Consider the following 13,060-nt stretch of genomic DNA (forward strand, 5'->3'; position numbering starts at 1 on the left):
TAAATTTAGACGCGATCGTAGAGCGGCTCCGGTTCCCCGTCAACGATCCGCGCGATCTCCTCGGGGGACGACAGCAGCCCCCAGGCGAACGCGGGGTCGGAGAACAGCGACACCACCAGGTCGGCGAGGTCCTGCCTGGTCGTGGCGGCCATCAGCAGCCGCGCGACGTGCTCGGGCGGCGGCTGCAGGAACGCGTTCGTCCAGTCGGTGACCGGTGCCGCCGCCTCCCACATGCGCTCGGCCGTGGCACGGGCGAACGCGGCGTCGTACGGACCGCCGCCCGCGATGGCGTCGGCCGCGATCCAGGCACACCTGGAGCCCAGGTTCGCGCCCTGGCCGGTGATGGGGTCGTTGACGATCCAGGCGTCGCCGACGGCCAGCGCGATCCGGCCGCTGGGCAGCTCGGCCACCGGCCGGCGCACCGTGGGCGTGATCGCGCCCTGCAGCAGGTCGTCGGGCCCCAGCAGGCCGAACTCGGCCGGGTCCAGCCCTTCCGCCAGCCGTGGCGCGTACTCGCGGATCAGTCCTGGCAGGGCGGAGGAGACCTCGTGCCACGGCATGTGGGTGACCGGCTCCAGCGGGCCGCCGGGGATCGCCTCGACGAGCAGGGCGGACATGACGCCCTCCCGTGTCATCATCGGCAGCCGGAAGATCTCGCCCACCCCGGCGGCGATGTTGTTGGAGAAGCCGGTGGGCAGGTCGATGCCGCGGCAGAGCCCGGCGGCGAGCCTGCGCTGCGGCCTGTCGTACGGAGAACGTTCCGGATCGCGCGGGAAGAGCTCGGCCACCGAGCGCCGTCCCGCCGCCACCACCATCAGCTCGTGCCCCCGTGACCAGCGATCCACCTGCGCCGCGTCCGGCTCCGCGCCCGCCACCACGATCTCGCCGCCCCGTTCGGCGTAGTCGTCCATGAACGCGGGCAGCAGCAGCCGGAAGTCGACGGCGTGGAACGGCTCGGTCACGTATCCCGTGAACTCCAGCGGCGGATCGCCCTTGATCGAGAGCGTGGCGGAGTTCATGAGGCACCCGGGGTCGCGGAAGTGGACGCTGCCCAGCTCCCGCTCCCGTTCCTGCGTGTGGCCCATCCTGGCCACGGTGTTGGGCAGCCGCCCCGTACGGATCGACTCGGCCCCGCGCTCGCAGTAGAGCGTGGTCTCGACGCCGAGCTGCTGCAGCCGCAGCGCGAGGGTGAGCCCCGAGATCCCCGCCCCCACGATGCCGATGCCCGCCATGATGTTTCCCCCTTCGCCGGTATGACATCAGTGGACATGGTGTGACTTGCAGTCGGATTGGAGCACTCTTGGGAGGCGGGCAAACTGGTGGTGTGCCATCCACCCTGCCTGACGGCGATCCCGCGCCCACCTCGGGCGAACTGCCCGACAGCGCCCTCCGGGGCCTCGGCGAGCGCCCGTTCGGCTTCTACGTGCACGTGCCGTTCTGCGTGACCCGCTGCGGCTACTGCGACTTCAACACCTACACCGCCACCGAGCTCGGTCCCGGCGCCTCCCACCACGACTACGCCGACACGGTCGTGACGGAGATCCGCCTGGCCCGCCGCGTCCTGGGCGCCACCGAGCTGCCGGTGGAGACGGTGTTCTTCGGCGGGGGCACGCCCACCCTGCTGCCGCCCGAGGACCTGGCCAGGATCCTGGCGGCGATCGACTCCGAGTTCGGGCTGGCGCCGGGGGCGGAGGTCACCACGGAGGCCAACCCCGAGTCCGTCGACCCGTCATACCTGGAGAAACTCCGCCAGGGCGGGTTCAACCGGATCAGCTTCGGCATGCAGAGCGCGCGCGAGCACGTGCTGCGGGTCCTCGACCGGCAGCACACGCCCGGCCGGGCCGCGGCGGCCGTCAAGGAGGCCCGGCAGGCCGGGTTCGACCACGTCAACCTCGACCTGATCTACAGCACCCCGGGCGAGAGCGACGACGACTGGCGGGCCTCGCTGACCGCGGCCATCGAGGCCGGGCCCGACCACGTGTCCGCGTACTCGCTGATCGTCGAGGAGGGCACCCGTCTGGCGGCCAGGATCCGGCGCGGCGAGCTGCCGATGCCCGACGACGACGTGGCCGCCGACCGCTACCTCATCGCCGACGAGCTGCTCTCAGGAGCCGGTCTGCGCTGGTACGAGGTGTCGAACTGGGCAGTGAACGACGCCGCCCGCTGCCGGCACAACCTGCTCTACTGGACCGGCGGCGACTGGTGGGCCGCCGGCCCCGGCGCCCACAGCCACGTCGGCGGCACCCGCTGGTGGAACGTCAAACATCCGGCCGCCTACGCGCAACGCCTGGCCGGCGGTGCCTCGCCCGCCCACGCGCGCGAGGTGCTCGGCCAGGACGACCGCGACGCCGAGCGGCTGATGCTGGAGCTGCGGCTGTCCTCCGGCTACCCGCTGGCGCGGGTGGCGCCCGCAGCCCGCCCCACTGTGGCGAGCGCGCTGGCGCGCGGGCTGCTGGAGCCCGAGCCGTTCAAGGCGGGCCTGATGGTGCTCACCCTCCAGGGACGGCTGCTCGCCGACGCCCTCGTCAGGGACCTCCTGGTCTAGGAGATCATCCGGATGGAGAACGGGTAGCGGTACGGCTGGCCCTTGTTGCTGGCCACCGCGGCCTGGATGTGGAAGATCAGCGACAGCACCCAGATGACCGGCAGCAGCAGGACGCCGATGAAGATGACGGTCAGGATGCCGGCGACGAGGTAGCCGATGAACATCGTGATCTGGAAGTTCAGCGCCTCCGCCGCCTGGTCCCTGACGTAGGGGGCCTCGTCCTTCTTCATCAAGTAGATGATCAGCGGGCCGATCCAGGAGACCAGCAGGCCGAGCAGGTGCGCCAGCATGGCCATGGTGGTGTCGTCGGTGCCGGGGCGGGGGCCGAACCTGCCGGGCACGTACGGCTCGCCGCGGCCCGGCGCGTAGCCGGGCTGACCGTAGTTCGGTTGACCATAGCCGGGTTGACCGTAACCGGGTGGGGGCTGGCCGTAGCCCGGGGCCGAGTGGGGCAGCTGGCCGTAGGGGAGTTGCTGGCCGGACGGGTTCTGCTGCCCGTACCCAGGCTGCCCGTACCCAGGCTGCCCGTACCCGGGCTGGCCGTACCCCGGCTGCGAGCCGGGCTGCTGGCCGTACCCAGGCTGACCGTAACCAGGCTGGGAGCCGGGCTGCTGGCCGTACCCGTACCCGGGCTGGGAGCCGGGTTGCTGCCCGTAGCCGGGCTGCGAGCTGGGTTGCTGGCCGTAGCCGGGCTGGGGGCCGGACGCCGGGGGTGGGATGTCGGCGGGGGAGATCTTCTTGGTGGCGTCGTCATCGGGCGGCGGCTGGGGCGGGTCCTGGCTCATGGTGCCTCCGTAACGAAGTCGATCAGTTCCTCGACCCGGCCGAGCAGTTCCGGCTCCAGGTCCGTGTACGTCGAGACAGCGCCGAGAATGCGCCGCCACGCCTGCGCCGGCTCCATGCGCCAGCCCAGAGCCGCGATCACGCCCTCCTTCCACGGCACCCCGCGCGGCACGTCGGGCCAGGCGGGGATGCGCAGCACGGAGGGTTTGACCGCCTGCCAGATGTCGATGTACGGATGCCCCACCACGAGCACGTCCGGCGAGGTGATCTCGGCGGCGATCCTGCTCTCCTTGGAGCCGGGCACCAGGTGGTCCACCAGCACGCCCAGCCGCCGCCCCGGCTCCGGGCCGAACTCGGCCACGATGGCGGGCAGGTCGTCCACGCCTTCGAGGTATTCGACCACGACCCCCTCGACCCGCAGGTCATGGCCCCAGATCTTCTCGACGAGGGCGGCGTCGTGGACGCCTTCCACGTAGATCCGGCTCTGCCTGGCGACCCTGGCCCGCAGCCCTTCCACGGCGACGGAGCCCGAGGCGCTGCGCCGGGGCGCGGCGGGGGCGGCGGCGGGACGTACCAAGGTCACGGGCTTGCCCTCCAGCAGGAAGGCGGCGGGCGCCAGCGGGAACAGGCGGCGCTTGCCGAACCGGTCTTCGATCGTGACGGCCTCCTTGTCGCAGGCCACCACGGCGCCGCAGAAGCCGCTGTCGGCGTCCTCGACGACCAGATCGATCTCGGCGGGCACCTTGGGGATCTTCCCCTTGCCCGGCCGACGCCAGTTTCCCGCCAGAACATCGCCCTCGTACACACGGGGACCGTAGCAAATCACCCGCTGACCGCAAGGCGCTTGCGGGCGCCACTCCGGCGTACCAGGACGACGACCGTGCCGGCGACGGCGGCCAGCAGGCCCGCGCCGGGCAGCAGGAACAGCCCCGCCAGCCCACCGGTGACGCCGCCCAGGCTGGACAGGACGTCGCGGCCCACGCCGTAGCGGACGGTGGCCTGCTCCTGGTTGGTGCAGGTGAGCTGGTAGTCGCCCTTGGCCGGCGCGTTGATCACGAGGATCTCCTGCCAGACGGTGTTGTCCCAGGTGACGCTCTGGTTTCCGGGGACCTTGGCGAGCCTGGCCTGACCGGGGCCGCCGGAGATGGCGCAGTCGTAGGAGATACGGGCGTCGCTGGCGACGTAGACGGCCGGTTTGTCGGCCGGATCGACCGACACCGTGATGCTCTCGCCGGGCGCGAACGTCTTCGTCGGCGCCATGTCCGCCACGCTGCTCACCAGGCCGCCGCCGAACAGGGCCACACCCGCCACCACGCACACCAGGAACACGCCCCAGGCGGCGGCGAGCCACCACAGGCTGGGCTTTATGGCTTTGGAGTCGATTCGTGGTGGAAATTGGGCCTGTTGGCCGTATTGTCCGTACTGAGGTGGCGGGCCGAACTGGGTGGGCTCACCGTACTGCGGCTGCTGCCCGTAGGGCGGAGGCTGTCCGTACGGGGGCTGCTGTCCCTGCGGCGGCGGCCCGTAAGGCGGTTGCCCGTACGGTGGCTGTCCGTACGGTGACTGTCCGTAAGGTTGATCGGGGCCAGGGCCGGGCTGCGGCCCGGAAGGCGGCCCGTACTGAGGAGGTTGCGGCTGACCGTGGTGAGGCCCCTGCTCAGACGGGGGGCCGTACGGCGGGGGCTGAGAATCGTCGGTCATGTTCGCCAGTCTGAGGCCTGTCGCTCACACCACGCCAGCAGCAGGATGGGACCCGCTGTTATCGCACCTTGTGGGCGAGAGCCGTACACTTGGCACTCGGGAACACAGAGTGCTAGACACCGCGTTCCTGACAGAGACAGAGGCAGGAGGTGAGCACGTGCTCGACGAACGTAAGCTGGCTGTGCTCAGAGCCATTGTCGAAGACTACGTGTCCACCAACGAACCGGTGGGCTCCAAAGCGCTCGCCGAGCGCCACAACCTGAAGGTCTCCCCCGCGACGGTCAGAAACGACATGGCCGCGCTGGAGGAGGAGGGCTACATCACCCAGCCGCACACCAGCGCGGGCCGCGTGCCGACGGACAAGGGCTACCGCCTGTTCGTCGACCGGCTCTCGCAGGTGAAGCCGCTGTCCGGGGCCGAGCGCAGAGCCATCGAGACGTTCCTGGCCGGCGCGGTCGACCTCGACGACGTGGTCACCCGCACGGTCCGGCTGCTCGCGCAGCTGACCCGGCAGGTCGCGGTCGTGCAATATCCGACGCTGACCCGTTCGACGGTCAGACACGTCGAGCTGGTCCCGCTGAGCGACCGGCGGGTCATGCTCGTGCTGATCACCAACACCGGCCGCGTCGAGCAGCGCGTGGTCGAGCTGCCCGAGGTGGTGGAGGACGCCCGCATCGCGCACCTGCGCGCGGTGCTCAACTCCTGCCTCGACGGCTGCGGCCTGAGCAGCGTGCCCGACCTGGTCGCCGACCTGCCCGAGCGGCTGCCCCTCGAAGACCGGCCCGTGGTGGCCACGGTCCTGTCGGTCCTGCTCGAGACGCTGGTCGAGCGGCACGACGAGAAGATCGTGTTCGCCGGCGCGGCCAACCTCGCCGGCGCCGACTTCACCACCGGCCTGCGTGACGTGCTGGAGGCGCTGGAGGAGCAGGTGGTCCTCATGCGGCTGCTCGGCGAGACAACCTCAGACACCCCGTCCGCGCTCACCGTGCGCATCGGCGCGGAAAACCCCTACCTGCGGGGGACATCCATCGTCGCGACCGGATACGGTTCTGGCGACAACCAACTGGCCCGGCTCGGCGTACTCGGGCCGACCAGGATGGACTATCCCGTGACGATGGGCGCCGTACGCGCGGTGGCACGCTACGTCAGCCAGATCCTGGCTGCATCATAAGAGGTCGATAAGTGGCAAACAGCGACTACTACGCCACCCTCGGGGTGCGCCGTGACGCGAGTCAGGACGAGATCAAGAAGGCTTACCGCCGTCTCGCCCGTGAGCTGCACCCCGACGTGAACCCCGATCCTGAGACCCAGGAGCGGTTCAAGGAGATCACGCAGGCCTACGAGGTGCTCTCCGACCCCAACAAGCGCCAGATGTACGACCTGGGTGGCGACCCCTTCGGCGGTGCGGGAGCGGGCGCGGGCGCCGCGGGCGGGTTCGGCGCGGGCTTCCCGTTCAGCGACATCATGGACGCCTTCTTCGGCACGGCCGCCGGCGCCCGCGGGCCGCGCTCACGCGCCCGCAGAGGTCGCAACGCCACCATCAGGGTGGAGCTCGACCTGCGCGAGACGGCGTTCGGCACCACCCGCGAGCTGGCCGTCGACACGGCCGTGCTGTGCGAGGTGTGCCACGGCGCCGGCGCGGCGGCGGGCACCCACCCCGACACCTGCGACATGTGCAACGGGCGCGGTGAGATCTCCCAGGTCACCCGCTCCTTCCTGGGCCAGGTCATGACCTCGCGGCCGTGCCCCCAGTGCGGTGGCTTCGGGACGATCATCCGCCATCCCTGCCAGGAGTGCTCCGGCGACGGCCGGGTGCGCACCCGCCGTACGATCAAGGTCCGCATCCCCGCCGGCGTCGAGGACGGCACCCACATCCAGCTCGCCGGCGAGGGTGAGGTCGGTCCAGGCGGCGGCCCGCCGGGAGACCTCTTCCTGGAGATCGTCGAACGGGCCCACGAGATCTTCGAACGGCGCGGCGACGACCTCCACTGCACCGTGCAGATCCCGATGACGGCCGCCGCGCTCGGCACCGTGCTGGCGGTGGAGACGCTCGACGGCTCCGAGGAGATCGACGTCCGCCCCGGCACCCAGTCCGGCCAGGTCATCACCATGTACGGCCGCGGCGTGCAGCGGCTCAACGAGTCCGGCAGGGGCGACCTGCTCATCCACGTCAACGTCGAGACGCCGACCCGCCTCGACACCGCCCAGGAAGAACTGCTCCGCGAGCTGTCCAGGCAGCGGGGTGAGGAGCGCCCGCCTGGCAAGTTCGCACCGGGTCAGCAGGGTTTTTTCTCCCGCCTGCGTGACGCGTTCAACGGCCGGTGACGGCGCCCGTCTTCCTGGCCGACGCGCTCGACGGCCCCGAGCTGACGCTCGACGGGCCCGAGGGGCGGCACGCAGCCTCCGTACGACGGCTGCGCGCCGGTGAGCGGGTCGATCTGACCGACGGCGCCGGCACGGTGGCCGAGTGCGTCGTACGCGAGACCCTGAAGGACGCGCTCAGGCTCGACGTGCTGCGCCGCTACCAGGTCGAGGCGCCAGGGCCCCGGCTCGTCGTCGTCCAGGGGCTGCCCAAGGGCGACAGGGGCGAGCTGGCGGTCGAGATGATGACCGAGGCCGGCGTGGACGTGATCGTCCCGTGGTCGGCCGCGCGCAGCATCACGCAGTGGAAGGGCGACAAGGTCGCCAAGGCGCTGGGCCGGTGGCGTGCCACGGCCCGCGAGGCGGGCAAGCAGGCCCGCCGCTTCCACCTGCCCGAGGTGACGGACCTCGCCACCACGGCCCAGGTCGAACAGCTGCTCGCCGGCGCGGCCCTGGGCCTGGTGCTGCACGAGGAGGCGGCAGGGCCGCTGTCGAAGGTTCCGCTGCCGGCGAGCGGCGACATCGTGATGGTCGTGGGTCCTGAGGGCGGCGTCTCGGAGGACGAGCTCGCCCGGTTCGGGGCGGCCGGGGCGGCGCCGGTGCTGCTGGGGCCGACGGTTCTGCGTACGTCCACGGCGGGGGTCGCGGCGGCGGCCGTGCTGCTCAGCCGTACCGGACGCTGGTGAGACCGCGCGAACCGCGCAGGCCGTGCGAGCGTGCCCGCGACGCTGCGGGCGGGGCATGGGGGTGTGACCGCGACGTTGCGGTCGTGAAGACGTGCGGGTGGTTCGGCCGGCTCAGCCGGGTCAGGGCACCGTGGCGTCGGAGGTGTCCTGGAGCGGGCTGGCCAGCTCCGCGGGTGTCTCCATCGCGTCGTCTGACGGCGGGCACTCCTCGGGCGGGCAGGCCGTGGGCGGCGCGCTCGTCTCCTCCGACGTCGGCGTCGGAGTGGGCGTCGGTGACAGCGTAGGACAGTCGGCGGGCGGCTCGGCCTGCTCGGCCAGGGTCGAGGGGCAGGAGGTCGGCGTCGGGCTGGGCGACGGGGACGGCCTGCTGGTCGAGTCGGCCTTACGGCTGGTGCGCGGGGTCGGCGGCTTGGGGGTCTCGGGGATCACGGCCGCGGGCGGGTCGCTGGTCCGCTCCGGCGGCGGAGGCTGCACGGAACGGGTGGTGGAGGAGTTGGAAGGAGCCTCGGAGGTCGTCTCGTTGTCGATGGGGCCGACCGGGATCTGGTCGATGATCTGGGAGCGCAGCGAGGGAACGGCCATCACGATCGTTCCCGCCACCAGCAGGGCGCTGGCGGCGGCCGCGCCCGCTCGCCACCAGAACAGGTTGCGCACTCCACGCCGCTCGATGCGGCCACGGATGATCTCCAGTCCTTCCGGCGAGGGTACGACCGCGTCCGCCTCCGCGCGGAGCGCACGACGCAGGAGGTCGCCGTACTCGTCGGGGGGCTGGCTCATGACATCTTCTCCAGGACCGATCGCAACGCGGCCATACCACGTGCCGTGTGGCTCTTGACCGCGCCTTTGCTGATCCCCATGGCGTGGGCGATCTCAGCTTCGGACAGATCACCGTAGTAGCGTAGAACCAGTGCTTCTCTCTGTCGGGTCGGCAGGGCTCGTAACGCCTCGATGACGGCGGAGCGTTCCAGCTCGCCGATCGCGCCGTTCTCGGCGCTCGGAGCGTCAGGCAGGCCCTTGGGGGCGTATTTCTCGACGACCGCGCGGTGACGCAGCACGGACCGGGACCGGTTGACGACGGATTGACGCAGGTAGGCGAGTGCTTTGTCGGGGTCACGCAGTCTGCGCCAGGCGCCATGGATGGCGACGAACGCATCCTGCACGACTTCCTCGGCTGTTGCAATGTCGCGCACCAGCAACACGGCGAGACGCACCAATGACCGGAAGTGCGCGCTGTACAGCGCCGTCACGGCCATGTCGGCATCCCACCCGACCGGCACCGCCCCCATCGACCTGTCGGCCAGGAGGGTTTCGGTGGTCACATCAGTGGGACGCGCGGCCTTCCCAGAGGGTTTACGCTCTTCCGGTTCTTGAGGTTTCCCCGGTTCCTTAGGGTGCATTACCCAGTCGTGTCCTCGCCAGGTGGCGCTCGCCCGACCCTGAATCGTCTTCTTTTAGCTGTAGTGTCGCACACTCACCCTAACCTCGTTGATCTTCCTACGCACGACACAGCTGATTACCGATTCGCAACGGACTTGCCGGCGGTGAGCGCTCGATAGGGTGATCGGGTGAGCGATTGCCTCTTCTGCAAAATCGTCGCCAACGAGATTCCCGCTGAGATCGTCTACGAAACCGGCAGGACCCTCGCCTTCCGCGACGTGAATCCGCAGGCTCCCACGCACGTGCTCGTCATCCCGAAGGAGCATCACGCCGACGCCGCGGCGCTGGCCGCGGCCGACGACGGGCTCGCCGACGAGGTGCTGAAGTCGGCGCACGAGGTGGCCGTGCTGGACGGGGTGTCCGGAAGCGGCTATCGCATCGTGTTCAACACCGGGGCGGGCGCCGGGCAGACCGTCTTCCACGTCCACGCCCACGTCCTGGGCGGGCGCGATCTGGGCTGGCCGCCCGGATAACGGACACCTCCGGCCGCAGGCGGTGATATTGGCGCGAGCAATCGGCCAGGTCCCGGCTACGATGGGCGGAGAAGCACACCGAAAGAGACCGGGAGGCATCAGGCCGCTGGCCTGCCCATGTCCGAACTACACGAATCCCGACGCACAGCACCTCCTTCGCGCACTCAGGCGAAGGTGCTGATTCCGGACGAATACCCGATGGTCAGCCTCCTGGGCTCCCGTGACGAGCTGCTCCGCGTCATCGAGGGCGCCTTCAGGGCCGACATCCACGTGCGTGGCAACGAGATCACCGTCACCGGCAGCCCCGACGAGAGCGGCGCCGTCGTGCGCCTCTTCGAGGAGCTCGTCGAGATCCTGCGCAGCGGCGGTGAGCTCACCCCCGACGCGGTCGAGCGCAGCATCGCCATGCTGCGCATGACCTCCGACCGTCCCGCCGAGGTGCTCTCCCTCGACATCCTCTCCTCGCGTGGGCGGACCATCCGCCCCAAGACCGTCAACCAGAAGCGCTACGTCGACGCGATCGACAACCACACGGTCGTGTTCGGCATCGGCCCGGCCGGCACCGGCAAGACCTATCTCGCGATGGCCAAGGCCGTGCGGGCGCTGCAGGAGAAGCGGGTCAACCGCATCATCCTCACCCGGCCGGCGGTCGAGGCCGGTGAGCGGCTCGGCTTCCTGCCCGGCACGCTCTACGAGAAGATCGACCCCTACCTGCGCCCGCTCTACGACGCCCTGCACGACATGGTCGACCCCGACTCGATCCCCAAGCTCATGGCCGCGGGCACGATCGAGGTCGCGCCGCTGGCCTACATGCGCGGCCGCACGCTCAACGACGCCTTCATCATCCTCGACGAGGCGCAAAACTCCTCGGCCGAGCAGATGAAGATGTTCCTCACCCGGCTGGGGTTCAACTCCAAGATCGTGGTGACGGGTGACGTCACCCAGGTCGACCTGCCCTCGGGTACGGTCAGCGGCCTGCGGGTGGTGCAGGAGATCCTGGAGGGCATCCCCGACATCCACTTCGCCCGCCTGAGCAGCGCCGACGTGGTCCGCCACAAGTTGGTCAGCGAGATCGTCGACGCCTACGGGCGCTACGATGCCACGCAGGCCGCCCAGGAGCCGAAGGCGATCCAGCAGCGGGGGAAGCGACGGCCATGAGCATCGAGATCAACAACGAGTCCGGCGTAGGGGTCGACGAGGAGAGCATCGCCACCCTGGCCGCTCACGTGCTCGCCGAGATGGGCATCAACCCGCTCGCCGAGCTGTCCATCGTGGTCGTCGACGAGGACGCCATGGCCGAGCTGCACGAGAAGTGGATGGGCGAGCCCGGCCCGACCGACGTGCTGGCGTTCCCGATGGACGAGCTGCGTCCTGGGGGCGGCGCGCGCGGCGAGGGCGACGGTCCCGCCGATCCGGCCCTGCTCGGTGACGTCGTGCTCTGCCCGCAGGTCGCGGCCAGGCAGGCGGAGGACGCCGGTCACAGCGCAGCCGACGAGCTGGAGCTGCTGTGCACCCACGGCATCCTCCATCTGCTCGGCTACGACCACGCCGAGCCGGAGGAGCACAAGGAGATGTTCGGACTGCAGTCCCGGCTCCTCGAGTCGTGGCAGGAGGTGCGCAACCCGCGGTGAACGCCTGGTTGCTGTCGGTCATCGCCCTTGTGATCATCGGTGGCCTGATCGCCAGCGCGGAAACGGCGCTGACGCGCATCTCCAGGGTGCGTGCCGAGGAATACGTGCGTGAAGACAGACGTGGTGCCGCGCGGTTGCAGGCGATCGTGACCGACCCGCCGCGCTACCTCAATCTGCTCCTGCTGCTGCGGCTGAGCTGTGAGCTGGTCGCGACCGTGATCGCGACGCTGCTCTTCATCGATCTCCTCGACGACCAGGGCTGGGCCTACTTCTGGGCCGCGGTCGTGATGATCGTGATCAGCTACGTCGTGGTCGGCGTCATGCCGCGCACGCTGGGGCGCCAGCACGCCGAGCCGGTCGCGCTGGCCAGCGCCCCCGTCGTGTACGGCCTGACCCGCATCTTCGGCCCCCTGCCCAAGCTGCTCATCCTGCTCGGCAACGCGCTCACCCCCGGCAAGGGCTTCCGCGACGGCCCGTTCACCTCGGAGGCCGAGCTGCGTGACCTGGTCGACCTGGCCGAGGAACGCCGGGTGATCGAGCCCGACGAGCGCGAGATGATCCACTCGGTCTTCGAGCTGGGTGACACGCTGGTGCGCGAGGTCATGGTGCCGCGCACCGACATGGTCTACATCGAGCGGGGCAAGACGATCAGCCAGGCGCTGTCGCTCGCGCTGCGCAGCGGCTTCTCCCGCATCCCGGTCGTGGGCGAGAACGAGGACGACGTCATCGGCATCGCCTACCTCAAGGACATCGCCCGCAAGATCCACGAGTCGGGTGACAGCGGGGGCAAGGAACCGGTCGAGTCGATCATGCGGCCGGCCGCGTACGTGCCCGAGAGCAAGCCCATCGACCAGCTCATGCGCGAGATGCAGGCGCGGCAGATCCACATCGCCATCGTCATCGACGAATACGGCGGCACCGCCGGCCTGGTCACGATCGAGGACGTCCTGGAGGAGATCGTCGGGGAGATCACCGACGAGTACGACCAGGAGGCCCCGCGCGTGGAGTCCATGCCGGACGGCGCGCTGCGCGTGACGGCCCGCATGCCGGTGGACGAGCTGGCCGAGCTGTTCGACACCGAGATCGAGGTGGACGACGTGGAGACCGTGGGCGGGCTGCTGGCCCACGCGCTCGGCCGGGTCCCGATCGCCGGGTCGCACGCGGAGGTGGGCGGGCTGTCGCTCACGGCCGAGAGCCTGGCCGGGCGGCGCAACCGGATCAGCACGGTGGTGGCGCGGCGGGTCACGCCGCCCGAGGACGAGGCGGTCCCGGCCGCCGCCGAACGCGAATGACCATTCCCGCATCACCTCAGGGTGGTGCGGCAAGCGTTCTACAAGTCTTCTGCAAGCCGCGTCCGCCATTCTCATTTCACGACATCCAGTGCGGTGGGTGTCAAAGGGGAAGTGTCCGAACGCCGGGTGGGGTTCGCGGCAGAAGGAGACT

15 protein-coding genes are annotated in these 13,060 nt (G+C 70.2%); 9 read left to right on the forward strand and 6 right to left on the reverse strand.

Annotated features, from left to right (window positions below; all coding sequences use genetic code 11):
- Positions 1 to 5: 5 nt before the first annotated feature.
- Positions 6 to 1,232: a styrene monooxygenase/indole monooxygenase family protein gene (locus tag AB0C28_RS15430; protein ID WP_358074875.1), complete on the reverse strand. Its 1,227-nt coding sequence runs from the start codon at positions 1,230 to 1,232 to the stop codon at positions 6 to 8.
- A 92-nt stretch (positions 1,233 to 1,324) separates the two neighbouring features.
- On the opposite strand from AB0C28_RS15430, the gene hemW reads away from it, so the two are divergent.
- Complete coding sequence (hemW, locus tag AB0C28_RS15435; protein ID WP_357837179.1) at positions 1,325 to 2,545, forward strand: radical SAM family heme chaperone HemW; 1,221 nt, start codon at positions 1,325 to 1,327, stop codon at positions 2,543 to 2,545.
- Here hemW and AB0C28_RS15440 read toward each other — a convergent pair.
- The 3 genes from AB0C28_RS15440 to AB0C28_RS15450 are packed head-to-tail and all read right to left on the reverse strand — an operon-like array spanning position 2,542 to position 4,639.
- Complete coding sequence (locus AB0C28_RS15440; RefSeq protein WP_358074878.1) at positions 2,542 to 3,330, reverse strand: DUF4870 domain-containing protein; 789 nt, start codon at positions 3,328 to 3,330, stop codon at positions 2,542 to 2,544. The two genes, hemW and AB0C28_RS15440, sit on opposite strands and share 4 nt — an antisense overlap.
- Positions 3,327 to 4,133, reverse strand: coding sequence for a DUF3097 domain-containing protein (locus tag AB0C28_RS15445; RefSeq protein ID WP_358074881.1), 807 nt, complete (start codon positions 4,131 to 4,133; stop codon positions 3,327 to 3,329). Before AB0C28_RS15445 ends, AB0C28_RS15440 begins: the two co-directional genes overlap by 4 nt.
- 17 nt (positions 4,134 to 4,150) lie before the next feature.
- A complete protein-coding gene (locus AB0C28_RS15450) occupies positions 4,151 to 4,639 on the reverse strand; it encodes a hypothetical protein (RefSeq protein WP_357837170.1) in 489 nt (162 codons plus the stop codon).
- 93 nt (positions 4,640 to 4,732) lie between these two features.
- Here AB0C28_RS15450 and AB0C28_RS15455 point away from each other — a divergent pair, with 93 nt between their 5' ends.
- The 4 genes from AB0C28_RS15455 (at position 4,733) to AB0C28_RS15470 (ending at position 8,076) form a co-directional block, all read left to right on the forward strand.
- Positions 4,733 to 4,891 (forward strand): hypothetical protein, encoded by a 159-nt coding sequence (locus AB0C28_RS15455; protein WP_357837167.1) that lies wholly within the window; start codon positions 4,733 to 4,735, stop codon positions 4,889 to 4,891.
- Positions 4,892 to 5,186: 295 nt separating this feature from the next.
- A complete protein-coding gene (gene hrcA, locus AB0C28_RS15460; RefSeq protein WP_106235455.1) occupies positions 5,187 to 6,200 on the forward strand; it encodes a heat-inducible transcriptional repressor HrcA in 1,014 nt (337 codons plus the stop codon).
- 11 nt (positions 6,201 to 6,211) lie between these two features.
- Positions 6,212 to 7,354: a molecular chaperone DnaJ gene (dnaJ, locus tag AB0C28_RS15465; RefSeq protein ID WP_357837164.1), complete on the forward strand. Its 1,143-nt coding sequence runs from the start codon at positions 6,212 to 6,214 to the stop codon at positions 7,352 to 7,354.
- The gene (locus AB0C28_RS15470; protein ID WP_357837161.1) at positions 7,351 to 8,076 is read left to right on the forward strand and encodes a 16S rRNA (uracil(1498)-N(3))-methyltransferase; all 726 of its coding nucleotides are present in this window, start codon (positions 7,351 to 7,353) and stop codon (positions 8,074 to 8,076) included. The genes dnaJ and AB0C28_RS15470 overlap by 4 nt, the downstream gene beginning before the upstream one ends.
- Before the next feature lie 120 nt (positions 8,077 to 8,196).
- Here the strand turns inward: AB0C28_RS15470 and AB0C28_RS15475 are convergent, their stop codons facing one another.
- Both AB0C28_RS15475 and AB0C28_RS15480 read right to left on the reverse strand, forming a co-directional pair.
- The gene (locus tag AB0C28_RS15475) at positions 8,197 to 8,853 is read right to left on the reverse strand and encodes a hypothetical protein (protein ID WP_357837158.1); all 657 of its coding nucleotides are present in this window, start codon (positions 8,851 to 8,853) and stop codon (positions 8,197 to 8,199) included.
- Positions 8,850 to 9,362, reverse strand: a complete 513-nt coding sequence (locus tag AB0C28_RS15480) for a SigE family RNA polymerase sigma factor (RefSeq protein ID WP_080047132.1) — start codon at positions 9,360 to 9,362, stop codon at positions 8,850 to 8,852. Before AB0C28_RS15480 ends, AB0C28_RS15475 begins: the two co-directional genes overlap by 4 nt.
- A 279-nt stretch (positions 9,363 to 9,641) precedes the next feature.
- Between AB0C28_RS15480 and AB0C28_RS15485 the strand changes: the two genes are divergently transcribed.
- The 4 genes from AB0C28_RS15485 to AB0C28_RS15500 all read left to right on the forward strand — a co-directional run bounded on the left by AB0C28_RS15485 (position 9,642) and on the right by AB0C28_RS15500 (position 12,909).
- Complete coding sequence (locus tag AB0C28_RS15485) at positions 9,642 to 9,986, forward strand: histidine triad nucleotide-binding protein (RefSeq protein ID WP_106235463.1); 345 nt, start codon at positions 9,642 to 9,644, stop codon at positions 9,984 to 9,986.
- A 117-nt stretch (positions 9,987 to 10,103) separates the two neighbouring features.
- Positions 10,104 to 11,144: a PhoH family protein gene (locus tag AB0C28_RS15490; RefSeq protein WP_346106417.1), complete on the forward strand. Its 1,041-nt coding sequence runs from the start codon at positions 10,104 to 10,106 to the stop codon at positions 11,142 to 11,144.
- Positions 11,141 to 11,617, forward strand: coding sequence for an rRNA maturation RNase YbeY (gene ybeY, locus AB0C28_RS15495; RefSeq protein WP_357837154.1), 477 nt, complete (start codon positions 11,141 to 11,143; stop codon positions 11,615 to 11,617). Before AB0C28_RS15490 ends, ybeY begins: the two co-directional genes overlap by 4 nt.
- Positions 11,614 to 12,909 (forward strand): hemolysin family protein, encoded by a 1,296-nt coding sequence (locus AB0C28_RS15500; RefSeq protein ID WP_358074884.1) that lies wholly within the window; start codon positions 11,614 to 11,616, stop codon positions 12,907 to 12,909. The genes ybeY and AB0C28_RS15500 overlap by 4 nt, the downstream gene beginning before the upstream one ends.
- Positions 12,910 to 13,060 lie beyond the last annotated feature (151 nt).

This window comes from Nonomuraea sp. NPDC048892 (assembly GCF_040649735.1).
Taxonomy (GTDB): Bacteria; Actinomycetota; Actinomycetes; order Streptosporangiales; family Streptosporangiaceae; genus Nonomuraea; species Nonomuraea maheshkhaliensis.

Bases quoted from the DNA above. Each gene is read 5' to 3' on its own strand.
- AB0C28_RS15490 (WP_346106417.1), top strand. From the start codon at position 10,104: ATGTCCGAACTACACGAATCCCGACGCACAGCACCTCCTTCGCGCACT.
- AB0C28_RS15480 (WP_080047132.1), bottom strand. From the start codon at position 9,362: ATGGGGGCGGTGCCGGTCGGGTGGGATGCCGACATGGCCGTGACGGCG.
- AB0C28_RS15440 (WP_358074878.1), bottom strand. From the start codon at position 3,330: ATGAGCCAGGACCCGCCCCAGCCGCCGCCCGATGACGACGCCACCAAG.
- AB0C28_RS15430 (WP_358074875.1), bottom strand. From the start codon at position 1,232: ATGGCGGGCATCGGCATCGTGGGGGCGGGGATCTCGGGGCTCACCCTC.
- AB0C28_RS15475 (WP_357837158.1), bottom strand. From the start codon at position 8,853: ATGAGCCAGCCCCCCGACGAGTACGGCGACCTCCTGCGTCGTGCGCTC.
- ybeY (WP_357837154.1), top strand. From the start codon at position 11,141: ATGAGCATCGAGATCAACAACGAGTCCGGCGTAGGGGTCGACGAGGAG.